This window comes from Stenotrophomonas sp. STK17_22, from assembly GCF_051983905.1.
GTDB lineage: Bacteria > Pseudomonadota > Gammaproteobacteria > Xanthomonadales > Xanthomonadaceae > Stenotrophomonas > Stenotrophomonas maltophilia_A.
The window spans coordinates 3,114,362-3,138,732 of record NZ_CP197010.1; the positions used below are offsets into that span (position 1 = coordinate 3,114,362).

At 66.3% G+C, this 24,371-nt stretch carries 22 protein-coding genes and 7 tRNA genes; 17 read left to right on the forward strand and 12 right to left on the reverse strand.

The genetic code is table 11. The features are described 5' to 3' along the window. Positions 1–97: 97 nt before the first annotated feature. The 6 genes from ACSYS9_RS14470 to ACSYS9_RS14495 all read left to right on the forward strand — a co-directional run bounded on the left by ACSYS9_RS14470 (position 98) and on the right by ACSYS9_RS14495 (position 6,190). On the forward strand, positions 98–604 hold the full coding sequence (locus ACSYS9_RS14470; RefSeq protein ID WP_071228846.1) for a hypothetical protein: 507 nt from the start codon (positions 98–100) through the stop codon (positions 602–604). Between the two features lie 124 nt (positions 605–728). Next, entirely contained in the window at positions 729–1,238 is a 510-nt protein-coding gene (locus ACSYS9_RS14475) for an RNA polymerase sigma factor (RefSeq protein ID WP_071228845.1), read from the forward strand. Continuing rightward, a complete protein-coding gene (locus ACSYS9_RS14480; protein ID WP_071228844.1) occupies positions 1,235–2,161 on the forward strand; it encodes a FecR family protein in 927 nt (308 codons plus the stop codon). Before ACSYS9_RS14475 ends, ACSYS9_RS14480 begins: the two co-directional genes overlap by 4 nt. A gap of 64 nt (positions 2,162–2,225) precedes the next feature. Continuing rightward, on the forward strand, positions 2,226–4,697 hold the full coding sequence (locus ACSYS9_RS14485; RefSeq protein WP_071228843.1) for a TonB-dependent receptor: 2,472 nt from the start codon (positions 2,226–2,228) through the stop codon (positions 4,695–4,697). After that, entirely contained in the window at positions 4,684–5,484 is an 801-nt protein-coding gene (locus ACSYS9_RS14490; RefSeq protein ID WP_071228842.1) for a ChaN family lipoprotein, read from the forward strand. Before ACSYS9_RS14485 ends, ACSYS9_RS14490 begins: the two co-directional genes overlap by 14 nt. Continuing rightward, positions 5,477–6,190: an energy transducer TonB family protein gene (locus tag ACSYS9_RS14495; protein ID WP_071228841.1), complete on the forward strand. Its 714-nt coding sequence runs from the start codon at positions 5,477–5,479 to the stop codon at positions 6,188–6,190. The genes ACSYS9_RS14490 and ACSYS9_RS14495 overlap by 8 nt, the downstream gene beginning before the upstream one ends. Here ACSYS9_RS14495 and ACSYS9_RS14500 read toward each other — a convergent pair. From ACSYS9_RS14500 to ACSYS9_RS14535, 8 genes are all read right to left on the reverse strand, one after another. Beyond that, positions 6,187–6,621 carry a RidA family protein gene (locus ACSYS9_RS14500; RefSeq protein WP_071228840.1) on the reverse strand — a complete coding sequence of 145 codons (435 nt, stop codon included), beginning with the start codon at positions 6,619–6,621 and terminating at the stop codon, positions 6,187–6,189. The two genes, ACSYS9_RS14495 and ACSYS9_RS14500, sit on opposite strands and share 4 nt — an antisense overlap. 180 nt (positions 6,622–6,801) lie before the next feature. Beyond that, on the reverse strand, positions 6,802–7,704 hold the full coding sequence (locus ACSYS9_RS14505; RefSeq protein ID WP_071228839.1) for a cation diffusion facilitator family transporter: 903 nt from the start codon (positions 7,702–7,704) through the stop codon (positions 6,802–6,804). A 28-nt stretch (positions 7,705–7,732) separates the two neighbouring features. Beyond that, positions 7,733–10,021 (reverse strand): Orn/Lys/Arg decarboxylase N-terminal domain-containing protein, encoded by a 2,289-nt coding sequence (locus ACSYS9_RS14510; protein ID WP_071228838.1) that lies wholly within the window; start codon positions 10,019–10,021, stop codon positions 7,733–7,735. A gap of 20 nt (positions 10,022–10,041) precedes the next feature. Continuing rightward, positions 10,042–11,394, reverse strand: a complete 1,353-nt coding sequence (gene adiC / locus ACSYS9_RS14515; RefSeq protein WP_005410068.1) for an arginine/agmatine antiporter — start codon at positions 11,392–11,394, stop codon at positions 10,042–10,044. Between the two features lie 76 nt (positions 11,395–11,470). Beyond that, entirely contained in the window at positions 11,471–12,904 is a 1,434-nt protein-coding gene (locus tag ACSYS9_RS14520) for a DcaP family trimeric outer membrane transporter (RefSeq protein WP_071228837.1), read from the reverse strand. Between the two features lie 517 nt (positions 12,905–13,421). After that, positions 13,422–14,264, reverse strand: coding sequence for a thiol:disulfide interchange protein DsbG (dsbG, locus tag ACSYS9_RS14525; RefSeq protein WP_032129379.1), 843 nt, complete (start codon positions 14,262–14,264; stop codon positions 13,422–13,424). A 30-nt stretch (positions 14,265–14,294) separates the two neighbouring features. Then, positions 14,295–15,098 carry a TlpA disulfide reductase family protein gene (locus ACSYS9_RS14530; protein WP_032129380.1) on the reverse strand — a complete coding sequence of 268 codons (804 nt, stop codon included), beginning with the start codon at positions 15,096–15,098 and terminating at the stop codon, positions 14,295–14,297. Positions 15,099–15,178: 80 nt separating this feature from the next. Further along, on the reverse strand, positions 15,179–16,246 hold the full coding sequence (locus tag ACSYS9_RS14535) for a GlxA family transcriptional regulator (protein ID WP_032129381.1): 1,068 nt from the start codon (positions 16,244–16,246) through the stop codon (positions 15,179–15,181). Positions 16,247–16,432: 186 nt separating this feature from the next. Between ACSYS9_RS14535 and ACSYS9_RS14540 the strand changes: the two genes are divergently transcribed. The 7 genes from ACSYS9_RS14540 (at position 16,433) to ACSYS9_RS14570 (ending at position 17,772) form a co-directional block, all read left to right on the forward strand. After that, complete coding sequence (locus tag ACSYS9_RS14540; protein ID WP_071228836.1) at positions 16,433–16,846, forward strand: heavy metal-responsive transcriptional regulator; 414 nt, start codon at positions 16,433–16,435, stop codon at positions 16,844–16,846. Positions 16,847–16,935: 89 nt separating this feature from the next. Next, positions 16,936–17,011: transfer RNA gene (locus ACSYS9_RS14545), tRNA-Ala, on the forward strand. A 54-nt stretch (positions 17,012–17,065) separates the two neighbouring features. Further along, positions 17,066–17,141, forward strand: a tRNA-Glu gene (locus ACSYS9_RS14550). 185 nt (positions 17,142–17,326) lie between these two features. Beyond that, positions 17,327–17,402, forward strand: a tRNA-Ala gene (locus ACSYS9_RS14555). Between the two features lie 49 nt (positions 17,403–17,451). Further along, positions 17,452–17,527: transfer RNA gene (locus tag ACSYS9_RS14560), tRNA-Glu, on the forward strand. Positions 17,528–17,573: 46 nt separating this feature from the next. Then, positions 17,574–17,649 (forward strand) — tRNA-Ala (locus tag ACSYS9_RS14565). A gap of 47 nt (positions 17,650–17,696) precedes the next feature. Then, positions 17,697–17,772, forward strand: a tRNA-Glu gene (locus ACSYS9_RS14570). A 164-nt stretch (positions 17,773–17,936) separates the two neighbouring features. Here ACSYS9_RS14570 and ACSYS9_RS14575 read toward each other — a convergent pair. Then, entirely contained in the window at positions 17,937–18,353 is a 417-nt protein-coding gene (locus ACSYS9_RS14575) for a GNAT family N-acetyltransferase (RefSeq protein ID WP_010484960.1), read from the reverse strand. Between the two features lie 77 nt (positions 18,354–18,430). On the opposite strand from ACSYS9_RS14575, the gene ACSYS9_RS14580 reads away from it, so the two are divergent. Then, positions 18,431–19,387, forward strand: coding sequence for an SOS response-associated peptidase family protein (locus ACSYS9_RS14580; RefSeq protein ID WP_071228835.1), 957 nt, complete (start codon positions 18,431–18,433; stop codon positions 19,385–19,387). Positions 19,388–19,432: 45 nt separating this feature from the next. Here ACSYS9_RS14580 and ACSYS9_RS14585 read toward each other — a convergent pair whose 3' ends face one another. Both ACSYS9_RS14585 and ACSYS9_RS14590 read right to left on the reverse strand, forming a co-directional pair. Then, a complete protein-coding gene (locus ACSYS9_RS14585) occupies positions 19,433–19,630 on the reverse strand; it encodes a hypothetical protein (protein ID WP_010484956.1) in 198 nt (65 codons plus the stop codon). 69 nt (positions 19,631–19,699) lie between these two features. Continuing rightward, positions 19,700–20,080 carry a response regulator gene (locus tag ACSYS9_RS14590; protein ID WP_032129385.1) on the reverse strand — a complete coding sequence of 127 codons (381 nt, stop codon included), beginning with the start codon at positions 20,078–20,080 and terminating at the stop codon, positions 19,700–19,702. Positions 20,081–20,212: 132 nt separating this feature from the next. On the opposite strand from ACSYS9_RS14590, the gene ACSYS9_RS14595 reads away from it, so the two are divergent. The 3 genes from ACSYS9_RS14595 (at position 20,213) to ACSYS9_RS14605 (ending at position 22,463) form a co-directional block, all read left to right on the forward strand. Beyond that, positions 20,213–20,298, forward strand: a tRNA-Leu gene (locus tag ACSYS9_RS14595). Positions 20,299–20,368: 70 nt separating this feature from the next. Next, positions 20,369–20,911 carry a GNAT family N-acetyltransferase gene (locus tag ACSYS9_RS14600; RefSeq protein WP_032129386.1) on the forward strand — a complete coding sequence of 181 codons (543 nt, stop codon included), beginning with the start codon at positions 20,369–20,371 and terminating at the stop codon, positions 20,909–20,911. Positions 20,912–21,026: 115 nt separating this feature from the next. Further along, entirely contained in the window at positions 21,027–22,463 is a 1,437-nt protein-coding gene (locus tag ACSYS9_RS14605) for a GGDEF domain-containing protein (protein WP_071228834.1), read from the forward strand. Here ACSYS9_RS14605 and ACSYS9_RS14610 read toward each other — a convergent pair. Then, positions 22,460–24,286 carry a methyl-accepting chemotaxis protein gene (locus ACSYS9_RS14610; protein WP_071228833.1) on the reverse strand — a complete coding sequence of 609 codons (1,827 nt, stop codon included), beginning with the start codon at positions 24,284–24,286 and terminating at the stop codon, positions 22,460–22,462. The two genes, ACSYS9_RS14605 and ACSYS9_RS14610, sit on opposite strands and share 4 nt — an antisense overlap. Positions 24,287–24,371 lie beyond the last annotated feature (85 nt).

Here is a 24,371-nt window from a genome sequence, read left to right on the forward strand (position 1 = left end):
GATCGTCACGGTAGTGCCGGCCGCTGGCCGGCATTCGAATCTACCGGCCAGCGGCCGGCACTACCGCGGCTGTTCGGCCGCGTGCGAAGCTTCACCGATGCTGACCCTGCAACGCGGCAACCACCACGGACTGCTCATCGCCCCGCGCTGGCCCTCCACCCGCATCCAACTGGAAGAAGAGGTACTGCAACGCCTGCTCGACGCACAGGCAATGCTGCCTGTGGGGCTGCGGCTACTGCTCACCCGTGGCTTCGAACCCAGCCACAGCCGTCTCGGTGGCTTCCGCCGCCTGGTGCGTCGGCTCGGCATCACCCTCTTCCGTGCCTGTTATCCGCAGCGCCGCGATGAGATCGATGCCATCTTCGGTGCCAACGGCCACGACATCGATGGCCGTCATGTCGATGTCTCACTGGTACTGCACGGCAAGCGGCTGCGGCTGCTGCCCCTGGGCGTGTTCACCCCACTGCGCTGGCAGGATCGTCGCGTTGCCCGTCATTCCGAAGCCGTCGTGCAGGTGAAGCGCAGCCTGCAGCAGTGCGGCTTCGAGCTGCATCACAACGCCACCGAAGCCCTGCAGATCCACTGCGACTATCGTCCGCGCTGACGCCGCGGTGACCCATGCGTGCCGTGCCTCGCGCCATGGATGCAAATGATTCTCTTTTGCTGTAAGGTGCAGCCGCTGCCCTTGCCGCCGCGGGCTGTTCCCTTTCCCAGTTGTCGCCCGCCCCGTGTCCACGCCTGTCGAACCGACGGATGTCGCGCAGCTGTGCGCGGCCCATTACCGGCCGCTGCACGCCCATGTCCGCCGCAAACTCCCGCAACGCAGCGACGCCGATGACGTCGTCCAGGAAACCTGGCTGCGTGTCGTCAAAGTCGCCGCCAGCGGCCTGCTGAGCAACGGCCGCGCCTATCTGTACCGCGTCGCCCACAACCTGATCGCGGATCACTACCGGCAGCGCCAGCGCCGTCGCGAAGAGGTACCGGATGACACGCAGCTGCAGGCCATCGCCGATCCTGCACCACTGCCCGAGCAGCGACTGCTCGACGCCGAACAGCTGCGCCACCTCGACGCGATCATCGCCGCGCTGCCACCGCGCTCGCGCCAGGTGTTCCTGCTGGCGCGGGTTGAACAATTGGCGCTGGCTGAGATCGGGCGCCAGCTCGGCATCAGCCGGCAGACCGCGCACGGCCATCTGCTGCGCGCCCTCGTCGCCCTGCAGCAGGTGCCCGGCGCATGAGCCAGGACGCGATCGCGCGTGAAGCCGCACGTTGGTGGCTGGACGGGCACGACGGTGACCGCGACGAGAACGCGTTCGACCAGTGGTACCAGGCCGACCCTCGCCATGCCGCGCAGTACCAGTATCTGCAGCACCTGTGGCAGGCAGGCGCGACGCTGCCCAGCCTGCAGCGGCAACAGCAGCGCAGGCAACGCCGTCGCCTGCGCGAAGCCGGCATTGCGGTTCTGTTTCTGTGTGCGCTGGGTTTCTACAGCCGCCATGCCTCGCCGCCGGTGGCGCAGGTACTGCGTACGGCCGCTGGCGAGATCCGCGAGGAGACCCTTCCGGATGGTTCGCATGTCCTGCTGTCACCCGGCAGCGAAGTGAAGGTGCGCATCGATGGGCAGCGCCGCCAGCTCCAGCTGCAGCGTGGCCAGGCCTGGTTCCAGGTCGCCGCCGATGCCGACCGGCCCTTCCAGGTACACACTCCGCAGGGCACCGTCACTGCACTGGGGACCGCATTCGATCTTGCCGCGCAGGGCAACAGCAGCGTGGTCACCGTTACCGAGCATCGCGTGCGCGTGGACAGCGGCAACGCCAGCATGCTGGCCAACGACGGCGAGCAGCTGCGCTTCGATGGGCAGTCAACAGCCCATGCAACAACCACCGCCCCGGGAACACTGGCCTGGCGCGCGCGGCGCCTGCACTGGGTCTCGGCCCCGCTGGCCGACGTCACGCAGGGCCTGGACCGCTGGCACGGCGGGCACACGTGGGTCGTCGGCGAGCAGCTGCGCCAGCAGCCGGTCACCCTGCTTGGCAGTGCCGACGGTGCGGCCGGCAATCGCGACCAGTTGGCCACTCAGTTGCAGGTGCGCGTGCTGCACCTCGGCGCGGGCATACAGGTGTGGCTGCCGCCACGCAGGGAACAGCGTGATGGACCCTGACATCCGGCCTGCGGCTGCGTCTACCCAGGATGACGACGCTCTGCGTCAGCCCCTGGAGCCCCCGATGCTGTGCCACCGCCCCCTTGTCCTCGCCCTGTCGCTGGCCTGTGCCAGCGCGATTCCACTGCTGCCTGCCAGCGCCCAGGCGCAGGCTGTCAGCCGCCACTACGATCTGCCCGCACAGCCGCTGGCGGCCGCGCTGGATACCTACAGCCGCCTGAGCGGCGTCGATCTGGTGATCGGCGCGGCGCTGCCCGCCGGCCACGCTGCCCCTGCCCTGCGTGGTGATTTCGACGATGCGCAGGCCCTGTCGCGCCTGTTGGCAGGCAGCGGCCTGCGCCCGCGCTTCGTCGATGCGCGTCGTGCCGCCCTGGAGCCGGCACCGGCTGAACGCGCCGATGGCAGCCGTCGCACTGGCCCGCTGCGGGTGCAGGGTACTACCGCACACGGTCAGGCACCGGGTGCCGGCGCCAGTCAATATGTACCAGCCACCCGCGATGGCTTTGCGCCTTCGATCGGCAGCGAGCGCGTGGCGATGGCTGAACGCCAGGAAGGCAACAGCCTGCTGCGCTCGATGCCTGGCACCCACAGCTTCCATTCGCGCAGCCAGCCGGGCCTGCAGGTCAACATCCGCGGCATGACCGGTGCTGGCCGGGTCAACACCATGATCGACGGTGTCACCCAGACCTTCCGCAACAATGCCGGGCATGGCTCGGGTGGTCCGTTCGCCTATGTCGATCCCTTCCTGCTGGCCGGTGTGGACGTGCAGCGCGGTGCGGTCGCCGGTGGTGATGGCGCCGGCACGCTGGCCGGCAGTGCCAACTTCCGCACGCTGGACATCGACGATCTGCTCGGCGAGGGGCGCGACTGGGGCCTGCGTGCGGGCTACCGCCACGGCAACAACGGCTACGGCAGTGGCCGTACCTTCGCCGGTGCCTGGCGCCACAGCGAAGAGGGTGGCGACCGCCAGTTCGGCCTGCTGGCCGCCGCCAGCAGCAGCCGCAGCAGCGAATACGCGACCGCACGCGGGCAGAAGAACAACGCCGACCCGGGCAGCCAGCAGCCCAGCAGCTGGCTGTTGAAGGCGCGCCTGCAGCCCAGCGACCAGCATCGGCTGGACCTGAGCCACATGCGTTACGAAAACGACTTCTACCACAACTATCCGTGGCAGATTTCCGCGCGCAACCAGCGCGCCAGTTACCACTACACACCCTATTCGCCGTGGATCGACCTGCGTGCGACCTTCGCCAGCAACAAGACCCGGCTGTTCTACCCGCCGGTGGAGGACTCCAGCTACATCGGCCGCCGCACCCACAGCAGCCTGAGCAGCTGGACCGTGGACAACACCAGCCGCTTCGACATCGGTGCACTGCAGGCGCGCTGGAACACCGGCATCAAGCACCAATCGGACATCTATGTGGCCGATACGCCCATCCTGCGCGGTGCCAACCCGCAGGGTCGCAGCCAGCTGGACAGTGTGTTCAGCACGCTGGAGCTGCAGTACGACATCTATGCCCTGACCGCAGGACTGCGCCAGGACCGCTTCGGCATCCGTGGTCACATCCCGGTGTGCTCGGATGTGCCCGGCCAGTGCGCGGAGATCAATGGCGGCGACATCGACGTGCGTCGCACCGAGCGCGCACTCAGCCCGAGCCTGGCGGTTTCACTGCAGGCCACCGACTGGATGCAGCTGTTCGCCGAGGTCTCGCGCACGTCGCGGCCGCCGCGGGTGCAGGAGATGTTCTTCGAGAAGATCCCGCTGGAAGGCATGAGCGATGCCGATGGCGTGGGCGCCAACCCGTTCCTGCGCCGCGAGCGCTCGCGCAACCTGCAGTTCGGCGCCAACCTCAGCACCGACTCGCTGCTGGTCGACGGTGACCTGGCACAGCTGAGGATCACCCGCTTCGACAACCGCATCCGCGACTACATCAAGCCGCAGTATCTGCTGATCGTGCATCCGCCGGAAGTGGAACCGTTCGTGGTGCCGATCGACAGCGATCCGCAGCTCACTGCCTGGACCGATGCGCTGGACGTGGACGACTTCAGCACCACCACGCGCTGGATGAACCACCCCGGCGTGGTGCGCATGCGCGGCATCGAACTGGAAGCCCATTACGCCAGCGAGCACTACCACGCCACGCTGAGCTGGACCCGCTCGCGCACCAGCGCGCCGGCCATCGAGTTCGTCAACCTGGAAGACATCACCGCCCTGCCCGACCGCTACTGGACGCTGGACGTGGGCGGCCGCTGGTGGCAGCAGCGCGTGCAGGCCGGCCTGCGCGCCGAGTACTCCGGTCCGACCGAGGAAGGCTACGACTTCTTCCAGACCCGCAAGACCGGCGGCACCGGCGTGCTGCTGGACTTCTACGCCAGCTTCAAGCCGCAGGCCAACACCACGCTGTGGCTGAACATCGAAAACCTGCAGAACAAGGCCTATGACAACAATGCCTCGATCGACAGCATCTTCAGTCCGATCCTGGACCGCGGCAACGGCCGTGGCCGTACCGTCTCGATGGGCGTCAATGTGGCGTTCTAGCCGTCGCTGGCTGCCCGTCTGCCTGCTCGCGCTGGCGACCGTGGCCAGCGCGCAGCCGATGCCTGGCTCAGTGATCGACCTGGCCAACGGCCGGCACCTGGACGAAGCCGCGTTCGTGGCGCGTGCGGCGGACGCCCGGAGGCTGCTGCTGGGTGAGCGCCATGACCTCGCCGGAGACCACGCCGCCCAGCGCTGGCTGCTGCAGGCGCTGCAGCGGCGGCGCCCGCAGGGTTCGCTGGTGCTGGAAATGATCGCCAGCGAGCGCCAGCCACGCCTGCAGCGGGTGCAGCGCTGGCTGGCCAAGGGCAACCAGGCCGAAGGTGCACGCCTGCAGGAACTGCTGGACTGGGATACGCGTTGGCCGTGGGCCGCGTATGGCGGGCTGGTACAGGATGCTGCCGATGCAGGCACGCCGCTGTTCGGCGGCAACCTGTCGCGTGCCGAGGTCAACGCGCTGCTCGCGTCCACCGAGGGCGTGCGGTTCCCGGTGGCCGCTGCCCGCCAGCGCCTGTCGGCGGTGGTGCTGGCCCAGCACGCAGACGCAGCACCGATGCTGGAAGGGATGCTGGCCGTGCAACAGGCCCGCGACACGCGCATGGCACAGGTGCTGACCGCAGCCCCCGCACCCGCGCTGCTGGTAGCGGGGCGCTGGCATGTACTGCGCGGTACCGGGGTACCGGGCTACCTGTCACCGGCTACGCCTGCTCTGGTGATCGCATTGGCTTCGCCGGGTGAAACCGTGGATGCGGCGGATGCCGATCTGCTGTGGGTGCTGGACGATGAGTGAGCGCGGCCAACACTGGCAGGCGATCGCGATCACCGCCGTCCTGCACCTGCTGCCCCTGCTGCTGTTGCTGCACTGGGTGGCAGCGCCGCCGATGCTGCCGCCGCCGGAGCAGGACGTGCGCATCAGCCTGCGCCTGCTGGCGCCGGCCACGCCGCCACAGCCCGTAGAGGAGCGCCAGGCCGACACCCCCAGCCAGGCGCAGCAGGCGCGTGCATCGCAACCGACCAAGTCGCCGCCACCACCGAAGCCTACCGCCGCGCGCGAGGGCGAGTTGGCCGCCAGCGAAACGGGCGGGACGGGTCGAAAGCCGCTGCCGGTCGCCCCGCCTGCGGCCGCGACCGATGCAAGTCCCGCACCGGCATCGATCACGGCCGCGCCGCCCGCTCCAGACGCGCCACCGGCGGACTTCCAGGCCGGCGCCGCCAGCGACCAGTGGGAAGCCCGCCTGATGGCGCGGCTGGAGCGTTACCGCTATTACCCTGCCGCCGCGCGCTCGCGCCGGCAGCAGGGCACTGCCTGGGTCAGGGCCAGCATCGACCGCGAAGGTCGCCTGCTGGCGCTGCGGCTGGAGCAGTCCAGTGGCCAGCCGATGCTCGATGACGCTGCGCTGCAGACCTTCCGTCGCGCGCAGCCGCTGCCGCCCATTCCCGATGAACTGAAGGCACCGCAGGAACTGGTGGTGCCGGTGGAGTACTACCTGCGCTAGGCGGCGTAGGCCTCCGCCTCGATCTCGAACAGCATGCCGTCCAACGCCAGTCGCGGCACCGGGATCAGCGTGCAGGTGGGCGCCGCGCGGTTCGGCCAGCGCCGCCGCACCTGGTGGGCAATGATGCCCAGCCGGTCCTCATCGTGGCCGACCACCAGGATGCGCAGCCGCGCCACATCGGCCAGGGTTGCCTGCGCCGATCGCAGCGCGGTCTGCAGGTTGTCCAGCGCCTGCACGACCTGTTCTTCGAAGCTGGGCGAGAGGCGGCCCTGCGCATCTTCGCCGCCCTGCCCTGCGACATGGATCACCCGTGCCGGCAGGTGCACCACCGCCACGTGTGAGTAGCCGTTGGCCGAAGGATCGTAGAGGCCCGGTGGATTGAACAGTTCCAGCAGGCCATGGCTGAGGTCCGGTGTGGTCAGCAGGTTCATGCCGCGCGCCTCGTGGGGGATGCCGGCAGTCTGTGACCTCAACCCCGGTTGAGGTCAAACGGATCCGGTGCAACAGACCGGTCTGCCACGCGCAACGATCACGCGATCCCGTGGAATCGAGCCTGCTCGACTTCCGCTGACGAAAAGCAGTCGAGCAATCTCGACTCTACAGAAGCGTGATCACGTCCACGCTGGGTCTGCGGTGAAATCGATGGTCAACCAGAACGTGCTGCCCCGAGCATCCAGCCTGACCGCGATCTCGTCACGCATCGCATCGACCTCGCCCACCGAGCCCAAGGGCGTAGCCGGATCGGCCAGCACATGGATTTCGATGAAGCGCATCCGCCCCATCTTCGCCACGTGGCTGGTGAAACCGGCATAGCCACGCTCGGCCACGAATGCCTGCATGACCCGCTGCACGCGCCGGTCCAGATCATCCGGCGCCACCTGCAGTACTTCGCGCATGGCCTTCCACGCACTGCGCGCCGGTACCGGCAGTACCGCCAGGCTGATCAATGCCAGCACGATCGAATCCAGGTACGGTACCCAGTGGTGCCACTCACCGCCATGCAGGACCAGGGCCAGTACGAAGGCCAGCACTACCGCCAGGCTCATCAACCCACCCAGCAGCCAGCCCCGTACATCCAGCCACAACAGCGCCGAGCGCAGGCGCCGCGCCCGCTGGGCGACGAACGCCGCCATCGCCAGGTTGCTGGAACTCAGCAGCGCCGCCCACCACAGCGCGGGCCCGAATTTCACCTCGTGTCCGCCCGTGGTCAAACCGATCACCGCGTTGGCCAGCGCATACACGCAGGCCAGCGACAGGATCACACCGCCCAGCGCCTCGACCATCGGCTCCAGGTGCCAGTAGCCGTACTGGAAGCGCGGGCTCTGTTCCCGCGCCACCAGCCGCAGCACCGACAGCGACACCAGGGTCAGGGCAACGTCGACCAGGCTGTACACACCGTCGAACAGGATGGCCTGCGATCCCACCAGCAGGCCACCGCTGAAGCCGACCACGCTGACCGCGATGGTGACCCCGATCGAGAACTTCAGGATGCGTTGCTCGCGCGCGGTATCCATCGTTCGCCGAAGGGCCGACCGTCGCCGGTCAGGCCTTCAGTACCTCCACCTTGTACGAGGTCACATCGCCGTCGTTCTCGATGATGAGCCCGTGCACGTCCGACTCGAAGCCCGGGAAGCGGGCATTCTGCTCACGGGCGATGCGCAGCGACTGGATGATCGGCTCATCGCTGTCGCCGAAGCGCTCGCCCGGCATGATGGTCGGAATGCCCGGCGGGTACGGCACCAGCATGGTCGCGGCGATGCGACCACTGACCTGCTCGATGTCGACCCGCTCGATCTCGCCCTTCACCAGGTGGTTGTAGGCATCGGCCGGGGTCATCACCGGGGTTGGCAGATCCACGTACATCTCGCGCATCACCTTGGCCACCGCGAACTCCTGGTTGAACGCATGCAGCGCGTCGCACAGGTCACGCAGGCCCCAACCGGCGTAGGCATTCGGATAGTCGGCGGCCAGCGTCGGCAGTGCCTGGCTGAGCGGCGCATTGCAGTCGTACAGTTCCTTGAACGCCATCAGTTCGGTGACCAGGGTGCTCCACTTGCCCTTAGTGATGCCCATCGAGAACAGGAACAGCACCGAGTACAGGTTGGTCTTCTCCACGGTGATGCCGCGGCCCCACAGGAACTTGCTCAGCACCGCCGCCGGAATGCCCAGCTTGCCCATGCTGCCGTCCATCGCCAGGCCCGGCGTCAGCAGGGTCACCTTGATCGGGTCGATCAGAACATAGTCATCCACCAGGCTCTCGAAGCCGTGCCAGTGCGCATCCGGCTGCAGGTACCACTCCTCGCGTTTGGCCACCATCGGTGCCGGCGTATCGCCCTTGTCCAGACTGCGCTCGACCTGGGTCGGCTGCCACACGCTGAACCACCAGTCGTCGCGGCCGAGATCATCGCGGACGTGCAGCATCGCGCGGCGGAACGCGATCGCCTCGTCGTGCATTTCCTGTACCAGCGAACGGCCGGCATCGCCTTCCATCATCTTCGACGCCACATCGCAGGCCGCGATCACCCCGTAATGCGGGCTGGTCGAGGTGTGCATCATGAACGATTCGTTGAAGCGCTCGGCATCCAGGTCGCGCTGCGCCGAGTTGCGCACGTGGATCATCGAGGCCTGCGAGAACGCGGCCAGCAGCTTGTGCGTGGAATGCGTGGTGAAGATGATCGCATCCTGCTCGCGCGGCTTGCCCTTGGCCATGCCGTAGTGGTTCTCGTAGAACGGATGGAACGCAGCGTAGGCGTACCAGGCTTCGTCGAAATGCAGGAAGTCCACCGCGCTGCCGATCTCGTCGGCGATCTTCTCGGCGTTGTAGCACAGGCCATCGTAGGTGGAGTTGGTGACCACCGCGATGCGCGGCTTGGAGCCGGCCTTGTAGGCCTTGCTGGCCAGCGGGTTGGCGGCGATACGCTGCTGCAGCGACTCGGGCGTGAACTGGTCCAGGCTGATCGGGCCGATGATGCCATGCGCGTTGCGGCTGGGAGTGAAATACACCGGCACCGCGCCGGTCATGATCAGCGCGTGCAGCAGCGATTTGTGGCAGTTTCGATCGACGAACACCACATCGCCACGGGCCACCGTGCCATGCCAGACGATCTTGTTGGCGGTGGAGGTTCCATTGGTGACGAAGAAGGTATGGTCGGCACCGAAGTTGCGCGCCGCCTCGTTCTCGGCATCCTTGATCGGGCCGGTGTGGTCGAGCAGCGAGCCCAGCTCCGGCACCGAGATCGACAGATCGCTGCGCAGGGTGTTCTCGCCGTAGAACTGATGGAATGCACGACCGACCGGCGACTTGGTGAACGCCACGCCGCCGGCATGGCCGGGCGTGTGCCAAGAGTAGTTCGACTCGGCCGCATGGTGGATCAATGCCTTGAAGAACGGCGGCAGCAGGTTCTTCATGTAGTCTTCGGCCGCGCGCATCACCTGCCGCGAGATGAAGCTCTTGGTATCTTCAAACAGGAAGATGAAACCGTGGATGTACTTGAGCAGCTTGCTCGGCACCTTCTCGATGGTGCGGCGCTCGCCGTACAGGAACACCGGCAGATTGGCGCGGCGTGCGCTCTGCTCGCGCAGGAAGGCGGTCAGGCGCTGGAACTCGCCATCCACCTCTTCACTGCCGTCGATCGAGATCAGCACCGCCGAGGCCGCCACGTAGGTGCGGGCACCGGCGCGGGCATCATCCAGGTTCAGGCCGCACAGCACGCGCTGGTCGTTGCTGCGCAGCTCCTCCACCAGGGCGCGGATCAGGATGCCGCCGATGCGCGGCGACTCGTAGTCGTTGTCGATGACAATGACCGGGTAGTCCAGGGACTTGAAGTACACGTTGATTCTCCTTGTCTAACTCAGGAACGCTGGGCGCCGGCGCTGATCGCCGAGGCCTCGCGGGCGCGCTGCCGCTGCTGGCGGCGCTCCTCGCTGAAGAAGGGATAGAACACGGTGATGAACAGCACGAACAGGAAGGCGTACTGCACGATGGTTCCCGACGAGCCGTAGATCGCCCACAGGCAGTAAACGACGGTCAGGCTGGTCAGGGTCCAGAACGCACCGGTGTGGACCAGGGTGTGCGAGCGCTCGACCACGAAGTAGCAGGCCACGCACGAGTAGATGTAGGGCAGCAGGGTCAGCACCACCGCCGCCGATGTGATCACGTCGAACTGTGCCGACGCGGTTTCCGAGGTGGAGGTGACCAGCACCGCCAGGGTCATCAGCACGGCCACGATCAGCACACCCTTGACCGGCACGTCGTCCTTGTTGGTCTTGCTGAAGATGCTCGGGAACAGGCCGTCATCGGAGGCCGCCTTGGCGCTCTGCGCGGTCAGCAGGATCCAGCCGCCCAGCGAACCGGCGGCACCGATGAAGGCACACAGGCTGACCAGCGCACCACCCCAGCCACCGACGGCCTTGGCCGCAGCCAGTGCGAACGGCGCATCGGAAGTCTGCAGTTCGCCATTGGGCACCATGCCCATGATCACCGAGGAACTGGCGATGTAGGCGATGGCGGCCAGGAACACACCCGCCAGGGTGGCGCGGGCCACGTTCTTTTCCGGGTTCTCGACCACACCAGCGGTGACCGAGGCCGACTCGACACCAATGAAGGCCCACAGCGTCAGCGCCGCGGCGCTGGAGATCGCGCCGAAGTTCGATTCGCCGGACACGTTGTAGGCGCCCTTGAAAATGTCGGCATCGAAGAAGAACCAGCCGAAGATGGCGATGCCCAGGATCGGCACCAGCGCAAAACTGGTGGTGACGGTCTGCACCCGGCTGACGAACGCCGGACCGATCACGTTGGCGAAACTCAGCGCCCACACCAGGATCAGCACCGCGATGCAGCGCACCAGCGGCTCGGACAGGATCGGGAAGAAGTAGCTGAAATAGCCCACTGCGGCGATCGGAATGGCGACGTTGCCGATCCAGTTGGCGAACCAGTAGATGGTGTTGGTCTGGAAGCCCATGTACGGCCCGAACCAGTCGCGCGCATAGGCGTACGGGCCGCCCGCCTTGGGTGCCAGCTTGCCCAGCTTGGCGAACACGAAGGCCAACAACAGCGCACCGGCGGTGGTGATCAACCAGCCCCAGATCGAGGCGGTACCAATCTTGGCCAGGCTCGATGGCAGCAGGAACACGCCTGAGCCCATCATGTTGCCGGCGACGAGGAAGGTGGCTCCGACCACCCCGATTTTCTTTGCTTCTGCCATGACGATCTCCGGTACTGGCATGAGCCCGGCAGCACCGGGCGTGGGGACGGTTGCGCTGGCGTACGACCGCTGGCGCCTATTTGATGAAGTTGTATTGCAGGCTGCCCTGCACCCGGACCGTGTCGCCGCGTGCGCCGCTCTGCTGTTCCAGGCGGCCGTACAGCAGCTCCATGCCCATCGTCCACGACGGTGCCGGGCTCCAGATCAGGTTGAACACGCCGTACCGGCTCTGCCGGAATGCATCGGCCGCCAGTGCGGCATTCCGCTCCAGGGTCAGCTGGCCGAAGATCAGGTTCGAACGCCACAGCTCGGACCAGTAGTGGGTGTAGCCGACGAAACCGCCGTGCAGGTCCAGCGCGTCTAGACGGCCATCGGCACTGACCACCGCGTCCAGTCCGGAGCCGGTCAGGTCGGCGGTGTAACGGCTGAGGCCGCGCCCACCCAAAGCGCCGAACAGCAGCAGGTCGCGTTCGCCTACCGACGCCGAGCCGCTCAGCTGCAGGCCACCGGCCATGCGCCGGTCGCGCTCATCGTCACCGTCATAGGCCAGGCTGCGTGCCACCGCGCCCAGTTGCAGGTGGCCCCAGTCGCGCTCCATGCGCGCGGTCGCCGTCACGTCGGGCAGGCGGTTCACTGCCGCTCGCTCATCGCTGGCGCCGGCCAGTTCGGTCTTCGGATCTTCGGCGGCGACGGTCAGGGTGTTGCCCTTGCCCATCGCAAAGCTGTGGTGGATGCCTGCCACCAGCAGGTAGCCGGCACCGCCGGGACCTGCGAAGTCCAATGTATCGGGCAGGCTGTCCGGATCCATGAAGCTGGAGTAGCCGTAACCGGCATAGGTATTGCCGAGCTGGCCATAGGCATGGCGCAGCCGGAATTCGTAGCCGTCACTACTGCCGAAGAAGTCGTTCTCCAGGTAGAAGCGCAGGTTGCCGTGCGTGGTCGGACGCCGCGCCTCGAAACTGAAGCGGGTCTGCTTGGCATGGATGTTGAAGTTCGAGACATCACGATGACTGCCACCGACCGGCATCGACGAGGGAATGAACTGATCCTCATCCCCCGCTGCACGCGAATCGGCGATGGCATCGAGCTTGGCGTAGCCGCCGATGCGGATCACCGTGTCAGTACCCGGAATGGCGAAGAAGCCCTTCAGGTCCGGATCGGTCGGGCCGGCCGCACTGTCCGGTCGCGACGCGGCGGTGGACGGATCGGCCACCGATTCGCGCTGCGGCAGCACCGGCTGTGCCACGCCCGGTACCTGGGTGGGGTGCAGCAGGTTGGCAGTGCTGGCAGGCGCGACCACGGCGGCGGGTGCCTGTGCTGTAGCAGGCGCAACGGTTGCGTCGCGCTGCTCAAGGCGGTCCAACCGCTGCTGCATGCCCTCCAGTGCCTGCCGCATGACCGCAATCTCACGACGCAGCGCCTGCGCGTCCTTCTTGTCATCCACCTGTGCATACGCCGGCGTGATCGCCAGTGCTGTCACACAGGCCAGGCTCAGTACCGCCGCGCGCATTGCATCCTCCCTGGACGACCCCTGTTCGCAGCACGCAGACGGGACGCACGCATGCGCCACTCCGGCCTCGTGCTGCCGTTGCTGGAAATGCGGATACTGCGTCGACGACACCGGCCAGCCTGCGCATGGCAGGCAACAGGACGATGACACTGCCCTGCCCGCACCGATGTCGACGCCATCAAGGCCGCGCTGCCAGAGAGGTGGCGACCGCAGCGGTCTGGGTAACAAGCACAGAGTGAGAGTGTCGTGAATGGCTGTGCCAGCCGACCCTGATCAGGGCGTGGCGAGCGCGGCATCCATCGCGCATTGACGCTGTATTCCATGCGTCACAGGCTAATCCGCCTGTCGTTTTTGGCCTTGATTGGAATCAAGGCGGGATGCTTGATGTCAGTCACGATTCATACGTGACGATGAACCACTGTTGCGCGGGCCCGCAACCGCAATGCCCGCCATGGAATGTGACAGGCCCGCATGCTGCCATGCGGGCCTGCGCAATGTTTCATGGGGCTGGCGCCACTCAGCGCGGGCCAAGCACCGTCTGCAGATCGGCACCCTGCGGCAGACCCGCACGACGCTGCACCTGGCCCTGTGCGTCCTGGAACAGGATGCCCGGGGTGCCCTGGAAGCCCATCTCGATCATCAGCACCTGATTGGCGTCGAGCTTGCCAGCGATCTCGCGGCTGATGTTCGGCAGCGCCTTGATGCCACCGCGATCAAAATCGTGCTCGTTCTGCAGCAGCGCCGCACTCGGGTCACGCGCGGCAAGGATCGCCGCGGCCTTGGCCGGGCTGTCCTCGCGGATCACGCCGACCATGATGTGACGCAGCTGCACCTTGCCGGCATCGACCCACGGCCGTGCCGCTTCCCAGAACTTGTGGCAGTACGGGCAGTTGGCATCGCTGAAGGTATAGACCACGCGCGGCGCATCGGCCTTGCCATCACGCACCCAGGCGCTGGCTTCCAGCTTGGTCCACATCTTGGCCGACATCGGCGAAGCCACCAGCTTCTCAACGGCCTCAGCGGCTACATCGTTGCCCTCCGCATCGAACAGGCTGCCGACCAGTACGTTCTTGCCGTCAGCAGTGACATAGGCCGCTGCCGGCTGCTGGCCGCCGACCACGCCGGCGAAGCCCCGCAGGCCACCGGGGGCATCGAATTCTGCGACGACCTCGAAACCATGCTTCTCGATGCCCTTCAGCACCGCAGGGCGATCGCCCTTGTTGGCCGTGGCTGTGGCGCTCGCTGCCGGTGCCGCGGCGGTCTTGCCCGGTGGCGTCTGTGCCTGGCTGCAGGCAGCCAATGCCAGCAGGACCGGCAGCAACAGCACCGCAGGGGCGGTTCGCAGGGAAGTCGACAACATGGGAACTCCGTAGTGAGATGCCCGCGCAGGCTACCGCAGCCGGCGCAGTTTGTGTTCAAGACCGGCTGCCGTCAGTTCGCCGAGGTGCAGTTCACGCAGGCGCCCTTCGGCATCGAAGAACAGGGTCGAGGGATAGGCCTGCACGCCCAGCACCGTGGATGCCGCAGCGTCATCATCGAGCAAAACGTTGTGCAGCAGCAGCCGTTCGCGCGCAACGAAACCCTGGACCTCCTCAAGGGTTTCACCCTGGTTGAGGAACACGAACTGCACGTCCGCATGCGCCTGCTGCGCCGCAGCCAGGACCGGCATCTCGCGCCGGCAGGGCCCGCACCAGGTCGCCCAGAGATTCAGCACAAGCGGTTTTCCCCGGAACTGCTGCAGATCAACCCTGCCCCCCTGCAGATCAGCAACCTGCAGTACCGGCAAGGGCATCTGCCGCTCCTGCCATGCGGACAGCAGCTGACTACCGCCCGCCCATAGCAGCACACCCGCCAACGCCGCGCCCAGCACCGGGGCGCGCAACGCCCGCCATGGGCGCACCCGCCACAGCCCCCATGCCGATCCCGCAACCAGGACAACCACCAGGTGGTAGCCACCATCGGCAATCTGCAGAATGCTCCACGGCGCCTCGCGATACAGGGCGAAGTTCAAGGCCACGAAGCTGATGCGACCACACAGCAGGCCCACCAGCAGCATGTCCAGAACCATGCTGGGTGCAGAAGGCAGCGGCATGCCGTCCTTCCTGCGTGGCCACAGACGCGCCACGGCCATGGCAATCACTACGCACACGAGAATCAACACCACCGGCATCGGCACCGGCCCAACGCTCGACATCAGACCACCTGTTCAATCGTCCACTGACTGCATGGTCGAAGTGTCGCGCTCCGGTTGCAAGCGCGACGATGCCGCCGACATCAGGCCGCGCTGCGCCCCAGTTGCATCACCGACGGCGATTGCAGCCCGCGCAGGCTGCCTGCCACCGACGGCATCAAGGGCCGCTCGCGACGCTTGCTGCTGACGTGACGCCGATAGTTGGCCGGCGTCATGCCAACGATGCGCAGGAACAACCGGCGGAAAGCACTCTGATCAGCATAGCCGACACCCCACGCCACCTCATCGATACCCGCCCCCTGCTGCAGCAGGGTCTGCGCCTTGGCGATGCGCAGCCGTTGGCAGTATTCGATCGGCCGCAGGCCGGTGGCCTTGAGGAACCGCCGCTGCAGTGTGCGCGGCTCCAGCCCGGAGACCTCGCAGATCGCGGCAAGGGTGGCGCCGCGTGCCGCCGTGGTGTGCAGCCAGCGCTGTGCCTTCAGCACATCACGATCGCCATGTGCGAAGTTGGCGCTGAAGCGCTCCAGGTCCTGCTGGATCGTGGCGGGCACGGTGATGCCCAGTTGCTGTGCGACCGCACTGGCCACGCCCTGCCCGTGCAGCCGGTACAACAGTCGCAGGCCAAGGAAGCGCCAGGCCTGGGCCCCGCCGACCGTCAGCAGGTCACCGTCATCCACCAGCGCCCGCTCGCTCGGCACCCAGCTCGCGGCCTGCGCCTGCAGGCCTGGATGGCGTCCGAGATCGGGGCCACTGACCGTACGCCCGGCCAGCAACCCGGCGCGTGCCAGCACGCTGACGCCATCACTGGCGGCGGCCAGCAGGCTGCCGCCGTCATAGTGCGCACGCAGCCAGTCCAGCAGGACCTCGTCCGCGCGCAGGCACGCGCCGGCACTGATCTGGCCGGGAACCGCGATCACAGCCGGGATGGCCGCATCGAGCATTTCCGCACCCGCAATACGATGCACCCCTGTCTGGCTGGCCGGCACGATCCAGCGGGTGACCAGCACCCGCTTGAACGGCCGACGCTGCTGCTGGGCAAGGCGATTGGCAACGTGCGCCATTTCGGCCAGTACGGAGGCGGCAGACGGATCACCTCCCGGGTATTCAACCACCGCGATCTCGACGAATCCTTCGTTCCTGAATCCTTCCACAGACCACCTCCTCGGTTCGTTGCAGGCCATCGAACGGCCGGTTCAGGCGAAGGGTAGGAACTGGTCCATCGGCGGGGCTATGAAGAAAGTTGCAAAGTGCGCTGAATGCGCGCACCCGGGCCAAGCCTTGACTCTAGACCAGACTCCAGGCTTCACAATGGTCGGCAGCCCCTGCAGGAATCCGCCATGAACATTGGACAACTGGCCCGCCAGGCGGGCGTACCGATCGATACGGTGCGCTACTACGAACGACAGCAGCTGCTGCCGACTGCGGCCCGCTCGGCGGGTGGCTACCGCATCTTCGGCGAGCAGGACCTGCGCCGGCTGCGATTCATCCGCCGCGCCAAGGCGCTGGGCTTCAGCCTTGAAGAGATCGGCGAGCTGCTCGCATTGAGCGATCGCCATTCGCAGGACATGGGCAGCGTGCGCGACACCGCGCAGGCGCGCCTGCAGGACATCGCACAGCGGATGGCGGAGCTGCAACGCATGCACACTGCACTTTCGCTGCTGGTCGACGCCTGCCCAGGTCACGGCGCGCTGGACCAGTGCCCGATCCTGGCGGCACTGACCGAAGACGCTGCACAGGCGAAAGGCGACTGACATCGGCTTCGCAACGCACGTGAAGAAAAGTGCAACAAATGCTTGCCAACCCCCTGGGTCAAGGCTATTATTTCGCTCCTCAGCGACGTGGGGCCATAGCTCAGCTGGGAGAGCGCCTGCATGGCATGCAGGAGGTCAGCGGTTCGATCCCGCTTGGCTCCACCAATCTTTCGGCATTAGGCCGTCGAAAGGTCGCTAAAGAACATTGATGAGAATTGCGTCCCCATCGTCTAGAGGCCTAGGACATCACCCTTTCACGGTGGCGACCGGGGTTCGAATCCCCGTGGGGACGCCACTCATCACGAACAACGAGGACCCGGCCGATAACCGGGTCTTTTTTGTTCACCGCCTACCGGCATTCAGGTTGTGGCGTTGCGGTTCCCCTGCCCTCGTGGTCGCGGTTGAACCGGAACGAAAAAAGCTCAAAAAAAAGCTTCCACAAACGTGAACACGCAGGTATGATAGGCGGCTCGGTAACACGGGGCCATAGCTCAGCTGGGAGAGCGCCTGCATGGCATGCAGGAGGTCAGCGGTTCGATCCCGCTTGGCTCCACCACTTTCGACATTAGGCCGTCGAAAGTTCTACAACTTGAAGTTTTTCGTGCGTCCCCATCGTCTAGAGGCCTAGGACATCACCCTTTCACGGTGGCGACCGGGGTTCGAATCCCCGTGGGGACGCCAGTTTCAAAACGGACTCTGCTCCCGGCAGATCATCCGGAGTTTCATTGGGGCCATAGCTCAGCTGGGAGAGCGCCTGCATGGCATGCAGGAGGTCAGCGGTTCGATCCCGCTTGGCTCCACCACTTCGACATTAGGCCGTCGAAGGATCTACAACTTGAAGTTTTCGTGCGTCCCCATCGTCTAGAGGCCTAGGACATCACCCTTTCACGGTGGCGACCGGGGTTCGAATCCCCGTGGGGACGCCAATTCTTTAAAACCCCGGCTTCGGCCGGGGTTTTTCTTTGCCTGTGATTCCTGGGAAGGCCCTGTCCACGCATGGCGCGGATCTACTGCAGGGCCGGGATGGATCCGGCGGCGGTTGGCCCAGTAGATCCACGCCATGCGTGGATGGCTTCAACTCGGCCACACCTCAGAACCGGCGATACATCCCGATCGATGCAGGTGCGGTGGGTGCGAAACCAAACTGCGCGTACAACCGGTGCGCTTCACCATCTGCCAGAAGGCTGACGTATGCCGACGGCGGCAGGTTCGCCTGCATCCAGCCCTCCAGGCGACGCATCACTTCCTTGCCCAGGCCCTGACCCTGCAGGCGCGGCAACACAGCGATATCGCAGACCTGCAGGTGGCAGCCCCCATCGCCGACGATGCGCCCCATCGCCACCAGCTCGTTACCCTGGTAGGCACACACGCCATACAGGGTATTGGGCAGCGCGCGTGCCGCCGCCTCCTGGCTCTTGGCACTGAGGCCCGCCAGCACACGCAACTGGCAATAGTCTTCGACCGTGGGCACGGCGTCGCGGAACTGGCAGGCGACGGAATCATTCATGCGCTATCTCCCTGTAGGTCGGGCTATCCTGCCTCATCCATGTCGCAGCTGCTGCGACCCACGCCCGCAGAGTTCCCATGTGCTATTCCGCCCTGATCCGCGCCGACTACGCCAAGCTGGTGCGCGAGTTCGGCGCCATCCTGTCGCTGGAAGAATTCGCGGAGCTGTACGCGCACGATCCTGGCAAGAAGCGCCCCAGAACTCCCAAGGCGATGGATGACGGCTTCGCCGGCGCGCGCACCGAGCAGGGCCGCGACATCGTCGCGAAAATCCAGCAGTGGCATGCGCAGGAACGCCAGGATCTGGAAGCGGAGCTGGCCCGCCAGCGCGAGCGACGCGATATTGCCAATGCCACGCTGGCGACCCGCCCCACCCAGAAGGCACGCAACGACCTGCGCGTGGCCGGCAATCGCATCGATCGTGCGCAGGCTCGGCTGGAAGACCTGCACCGGGTGCAGCTGCTGCCGCGCGACAACCGCATTTTCCCCGGTACCTACGCACCGGTGATGGTCGGCGAGGGCGGCAAACGTGTGATCAAGCCAATGCGCTACCAGTGCCGGCTGCCGGACAAGCCGGTGCGCAACGACATCCTCTATCCCGGCACCTACAACGCGCGGCGCGACAGCCTGGAAGGCTATTGGCGCGGTGCATTCGGGCTGCGCCACGGCGTGGTGGTGGTGCACGCGTTCTATGAGCATGTGCCACGCCATGCCATCGCCGGCCATACGCTGGGTGCCGATGAGAAGGATCAGGACGTGGTGCTGGAGTTCCGGCCCGATCCCCCGCGCGACCTGCTGCTGGCCTGCCTGTGGGCGGAATGGGAAGGACCGGAAGGTCGCCTCCTGTCATTTGCCACGATCACCGACACGCCTCCGCACGACGTCGCCGCTGCGGGCCATGACCGTGGCGTCGTTCCCATCCGCAAGGAACACCTCGATGCCTGGCTCAATCCCGATCCGGATGACCTGGCGCGGCAGTACCGCATCCTCGACGACCGCGAGGAGATCCGCTACGTATACGAAGAAGCGGGCTGAACACCGCGCACAGATGAAAAACCCCGCCTGGGCGGGGTTCATGGATCAGGGATTGCCGCCGCACATCGCCTCTTCGCAGAAGGCCTGTTCCTGCAGGCATTGTTCGACCTCTCCACCCCGCGCGATGCAGCTCTTGTAGAGCTGGAAACAGGGCTGGCCACACCACGCGGCAGAGGCCGTACCACCGAAGACCGCCATCGAAAGGACACCCGCAGCAACCATGCGCTTGATCCACTTCTTCATGCCACTCTCCTTGTAGGCCTGAGCATTCAGGCCCGGGCAGGATACGCCCACCGCTTCAGCACGCGCCAATCAAGCGCTGGCGCTGGCGCGGCCCACTGCGCGTACCAGCGCCTGGCTCAGATCTGCCGAGAGATAGGGCTTGACCAGCAGCACGCCGGCCAGCATCGGCTCGGGCAGCTGCTCGGCCTGCATCCCGGTGGCCAGCACGAACGGCACCCCGCGCGCCGACAGTGCCGCAGCCACCGGCTCGCTGGTCTCATTGCGGGCCAGGCGGTAGTCGAGCAGGGCCACGTCCGGGGTCGACGCCTGCAGCAGGCGCAGCGCTTCAGCCACGCTCGCGGCCAGCCCCACCACCGTCGCACCGGCATGCACCAGCTGCATCTGCAGCAGTGCGGCACTCATCTCGTCGTTCTCGACCACCAGCACCCTCAGGTCCTGCAACACTGTCATCGGCTACCGCTCCTGGAGGCATTCAAGCCGCCGCAGTATAGCCATGACAGGGCCGAAGCCGACAGGACGCGCCCCGATCGGCCTCCCCACTATGAAAGCCATGCCGACCTCGGTTACACTCGCACGCTGCCTGCCGGTGTGGCGGAATGGTATACGCAGCTGACTCAAAATCAGCCGGGGGTGACCCCATGAAGGTTCGAGTCCTTTCACCGGCACCACTGCATCAAAGGCCAGGTCACCGACCTGGCCTTTTGCATTTTCAGGGCCCGTGCGCCGACACTGGCGACGATGCCAACGCCCGCCCTGCCCACGCTCCCTGCCACCCTGCCCGCACGGCTGCGTCCACTGCACGTGGATGATGCTGCCGCCTGGGCCGGCTATCTCTCGCTGCCGGGCGTGACCGAGCACACCAGCTGGGGCGACGTTTCCGAAAGAGCACTGCGCTGCCAGATCGCCGGTTACCTGCCCACGGCAACGGACCAGCGCTGGGCGCTGGTGGGCGCCGACAGCCAGCTGATCGGCACCGTTGGCCTGAACGGAATCGACCTGTCGCATGGCCGCGGCGAACTTGCCTATGATCTCGATCCGCGCTGGCAGGGTCAGGGACTGGCCACGCACGCAGCACGCGCGGTGCTCGAATGGGGCCATGCCGCACTCGCCCTGGTCCGAATCCAGGCGACTGTCCTGGACAGCAACGCCCGCTCGATCGCCGTGCTGGAACGCCTCGGCATGCAGCGCGAAGGCCTGCTGCGCGCTTACCGGCGGGTTCGAGGACAGCCCCGTGACTTCTGGATGTACGCCCGCGTCGAAGGCTCCGCGTCACCATGCTGAAACACAACTGCGACTTCCGGCAAGCTTCGAAATAGACGCAGCGCACACTTTTCTTGCAAGCCACACGTGCTTCTGCCTATCGTGATCCCAGCCGGAGCTGGGGGCGGGGGAATGCATGACGTTGCGTGCGGCACTGTTTTTTCTGGTCACGCACGCGCTCGTCATTGCCTTTGTTGGCCCGCAGGACCCGGTCGGCTCCTACCTGATGCTGATCACCGCCCCGTTGCTGGCTGCACTGGCCTGCGTGCGGCGTGCACGTGACAGCCGCCAGGCGGCCTGCAAATGGCGGACGCTGGGCGCTGCCGTGGGCCTGTTCTCGCTGGCCCTGCTCGCCCTGCTGTACCGCAATGTGGCCGGCCTCGATCCTGCGCAGATGACCGTGTCTTCGCTGATCCTGTACGTGTTCTACCGCATCCCCCTGACCTACGTGGCCGCCAGCCCGGGCGGCGGCAACCGCTGCATCCGCGCGGTGGACCTGCTGATCATCGCACTGCTGTGGCTGCTGTACTTCGGGCACACGCGGGCGATGGCGCATTTCAACGCCGCATTGTGGACGCAGTGCCTGAACGCCATGAGCAACCTACAGAACAGCCTGGTGTTCTGCTTCGCGCTGATCCGCTTCCTGGCCGAGGACAATCCCGACCGCCGCGATTTTTTCCGGACACTTGCGATCTACGCGCTGGGCTACTTCCTGCTGGCGTTCTACATCAACACCTGCCAGCCGCAGCTGCCTGACGGCAACTGGGGGGACCTGCTGATCAGCGGACTGTTCGTGATGCTGGCCGTCATGGCCGCCAGCAAGCGCCGCTATCCGGCGGTGGAGGTATCGCGCAGCCTGCGCCGCATCGTCGACGCCGGCGTGCCGTTGATGCTGCCCTTGCTGCTGATGATGGTGGCGCTGCTGGTCGCGCGCCTGCAGCCCACCCTGGCCACGGTGGGCTTCATTGGTGCCATGCTCGGTTATGCCCTGCGCAGCGTGCTGAGCCAGGTGGAGATCCAGCGCCAGCGCGATGAGCTGGAAACGCTGGCGCGGCGCGATCCGCTGACTGGGCTGGGCAACCGCCGCAGCTTCGACGAATCTCTTGGCAATGCCCGTGGCCGCGCACGCCGCCAGGGACTCGGGCTGGCGGTACTGATGATCGACATCGATCACTTCAAACGGCTCAATGACACCTATGGCCATCCGGAGGGCGATCGTCGCCTGCAGTCGGTCGCCGCCATTCTTGATGGCTGCCTGCAACGGGGTGACGATCTGCTGGCGCGCTATGGCGGCGAAGAGTTCATCGCCGCCCTGCCCTCGCCCGATGCCGCCCACGCACTGGGCCTGGGCGAACGGCTGCGCGCTTCGGTCGAAGTCGCAGCCCTGCCCGCTCCCGAGGCCACCGTCACCATCAGCATCGGCGTGGCCTGGCAGGCGCCCGGCGAAGACCGCGATCCGCGCGACCTGGTCGAACGCGCCGACCAGGCCCTGTACCGCGCCAAACATGCCGGTCGCAACTGCGTACGCGGCGACACCGATAGCATGGAAGACCCGTCCGGTCGCCGCGCCTAGACCGCGTGCAGCCCCGCTGTTCCGTGCCGGTGCCCGGCCCCGCCCTGCACGCGGAAACTGGCCACGGTCTGCAGCAGCTGCGCCGACTGCTCTTCCATGCTGCGCGCCGCCGCCGACGCCTCCTCGACCAGGGCCGCGTTCTGCTGGGTGCCCTGATCGATCAGGTCGACCGCATGATTCATCTGCTGGATATCGTCGCTCTGCTGCTGCGAGGCCGCGCTGATTTCAGTCATCAGGTCACTGACCCGGCGCACGTTGGTCACGATTTCATCCATGGTACGGCCCGCGCTCTCAACCTGCGCCGTGCCGGCGCCCACATTGGCAACCGACTCATCGATCAGGTGCTTGATCTCCTTGGCTGCGCTGGCCGAACGCTGCGACAGCTCGCGGATCTCAGTGGCGACCACGGCAAAGCCGCGGCCATGTTCACCGGCACGCGCAGCCTCCACCGCTGCGTTCAGCGCGAGAATGTTGGTCTGGAAGGCGATGCCGTCGATCACTCCGATGATGTCGACGATGCGCCGCGACGAGGCATTGATCACCGCCATCGTCTCGACCACTTCATGCACCACAGTGCCGCCTCGAGCGGCGACGTCGGCCGCTCCACCGGCCAGCTGGCTGGCCTGGCGCGCGTTGGTGGCCGTGCGCTGCACGGTCTCGGCCAGGCCTTTCATCGACACAGCGGTTTCCTCCAGCGAGGCCGCCTGCTGCTCGGTACGCTGCGAGAGGTCACTGTTGCCCTGTGCGATTTCGGTCGCGCCGACTGCGATGGTGTCCGCGGCGAACTTGATCTGGCCGATGATCGCGGCCATCGCCTCGACCAGCGAATTCACGCCTTCGCACAGTTCGGCGATCGACCCGTTCTTGTCGGCGGTGGCCACGCGCGGGGTCAGATCGCCCTGCTTGGCGGCAGCCACCACCTCGCGGGTCTGCGCCACGGCGCGCTGCATGGCCTGGTTCTCGTGCACCTGCGCGGTGATGTCGGTGGCGTACTTGACGACCTTGAACGGCTTGCCATTGAGGTCCAGGATCGGGTTGTAGGATGCCTGGATCCAGACCTCGCGCCCGCCCTTGCCCAGGCGCCGATACTGGCCGGCGTCATATTCGCCGCGCCCGAGCTTCTCCCAGAACTGGCGATACTCGACGCTGCTGCGATGCTCAGGCTCGACAAACAATGAATGGTGCTGCCCGCGCACCTCGTCCAGGCTGTAGCCGGTAGCGGCCAGGAAATTGTCATTGGCCGACAGGATTCGGCCATCCATGCTGAACTCGATCACCGCCTGCGATTTGGCGATCGCGGCCAGTTGCCCCGCCGAGTCGGCCGCCTGCAGCTTCTGCGCGGTGATGTCGGTCGCGAACTTGACCACCTTGTACGGCCGCCCCTGGCGGTCCAGCACCGGGTTGTACGAAGCCTGGATCCAGATCTCGCGCTGACCTTTGCCGAAGCGGCGGTACTGTCCGGCGTCATATTCGCCACGCCCCAGGCGTACCCAGAAGTCGCGGTATTCCGCGCTGCGCGCCTGCTCGGGGTCGACGAACAGGGAGTGATGCTTGCCCTGGATCTCCTCCAGCCGGTAACCCATCGCCTGCAGGAAATTGTCATTGGCCCGCAGGATGGTGCCGTCGAGCGCGAACTCGATGACGGCCTGCACGCGATGCAGCGCGGCCACCTGCGCTTCCAGCTCGGTGCGGTCGGTCATCGCCGCCTCTGTGCTGGTGCGTTGCTGCGGCGCCAGCACGCCAAGCAGCGCACGCCACGGCGACCAACGGGTATGCAGCTCGGCCGGCGCCTGCGCGCCTGCCGTGAAGCCTGGAATGAGCATTGTCTGATCCTCGGTGTCCGGTAAGCGGTTGTGACCCGACGGGCGGGATGCCCGGCGGCAACATCAGTTGCCAGGGACTACAGGT

Excerpts from the sequence above, each read along its gene's own strand:
- ACSYS9_RS14470 (WP_071228846.1), top strand. The coding sequence starts at position 98 with ATGCTGACCCTGCAACGCGGCAACCACCACGGACTGCTCATCGCCCCG.
- ACSYS9_RS14480 (WP_071228844.1), top strand. The coding sequence starts at position 1,235 with ATGAGCCAGGACGCGATCGCGCGTGAAGCCGCACGTTGGTGGCTGGAC.
- ACSYS9_RS14485 (WP_071228843.1), top strand. The coding sequence starts at position 2,226 with ATGCTGTGCCACCGCCCCCTTGTCCTCGCCCTGTCGCTGGCCTGTGCC.
- ACSYS9_RS14490 (WP_071228842.1), top strand. The coding sequence starts at position 4,684 with ATGTGGCGTTCTAGCCGTCGCTGGCTGCCCGTCTGCCTGCTCGCGCTG.
- ACSYS9_RS14495 (WP_071228841.1), top strand. The coding sequence starts at position 5,477 with ATGAGTGAGCGCGGCCAACACTGGCAGGCGATCGCGATCACCGCCGTC.
- ACSYS9_RS14500 (WP_071228840.1), bottom strand. The coding sequence starts at position 6,621 with ATGAACCTGCTGACCACACCGGACCTCAGCCATGGCCTGCTGGAACTG.
- ACSYS9_RS14505 (WP_071228839.1), bottom strand. The coding sequence starts at position 7,704 with ATGGATACCGCGCGCGAGCAACGCATCCTGAAGTTCTCGATCGGGGTC.
- adiC (WP_005410068.1), bottom strand. The coding sequence starts at position 11,394 with ATGGCAGAAGCAAAGAAAATCGGGGTGGTCGGAGCCACCTTCCTCGTC.
- ACSYS9_RS14520 (WP_071228837.1), bottom strand. The coding sequence starts at position 12,904 with ATGCGCGCGGCGGTACTGAGCCTGGCCTGTGTGACAGCACTGGCGATC.
- dsbG (WP_032129379.1), bottom strand. The coding sequence starts at position 14,264 with ATGTTGTCGACTTCCCTGCGAACCGCCCCTGCGGTGCTGTTGCTGCCG.
- ACSYS9_RS14530 (WP_032129380.1), bottom strand. The coding sequence starts at position 15,098 with ATGTCGAGCGTTGGGCCGGTGCCGATGCCGGTGGTGTTGATTCTCGTG.
- ACSYS9_RS14540 (WP_071228836.1), top strand. The coding sequence starts at position 16,433 with ATGAACATTGGACAACTGGCCCGCCAGGCGGGCGTACCGATCGATACG.
- ACSYS9_RS14575 (WP_010484960.1), bottom strand. The coding sequence starts at position 18,353 with ATGAATGATTCCGTCGCCTGCCAGTTCCGCGACGCCGTGCCCACGGTC.
- ACSYS9_RS14580 (WP_071228835.1), top strand. The coding sequence starts at position 18,431 with ATGTGCTATTCCGCCCTGATCCGCGCCGACTACGCCAAGCTGGTGCGC.
- ACSYS9_RS14585 (WP_010484956.1), bottom strand. The coding sequence starts at position 19,630 with ATGAAGAAGTGGATCAAGCGCATGGTTGCTGCGGGTGTCCTTTCGATG.
- ACSYS9_RS14590 (WP_032129385.1), bottom strand. The coding sequence starts at position 20,080 with ATGACAGTGTTGCAGGACCTGAGGGTGCTGGTGGTCGAGAACGACGAG.
- ACSYS9_RS14600 (WP_032129386.1), top strand. The coding sequence starts at position 20,369 with ATGCCAACGCCCGCCCTGCCCACGCTCCCTGCCACCCTGCCCGCACGG.
- ACSYS9_RS14605 (WP_071228834.1), top strand. The coding sequence starts at position 21,027 with ATGACGTTGCGTGCGGCACTGTTTTTTCTGGTCACGCACGCGCTCGTC.
- ACSYS9_RS14610 (WP_071228833.1), bottom strand. The coding sequence starts at position 24,286 with ATGCTCATTCCAGGCTTCACGGCAGGCGCGCAGGCGCCGGCCGAGCTG.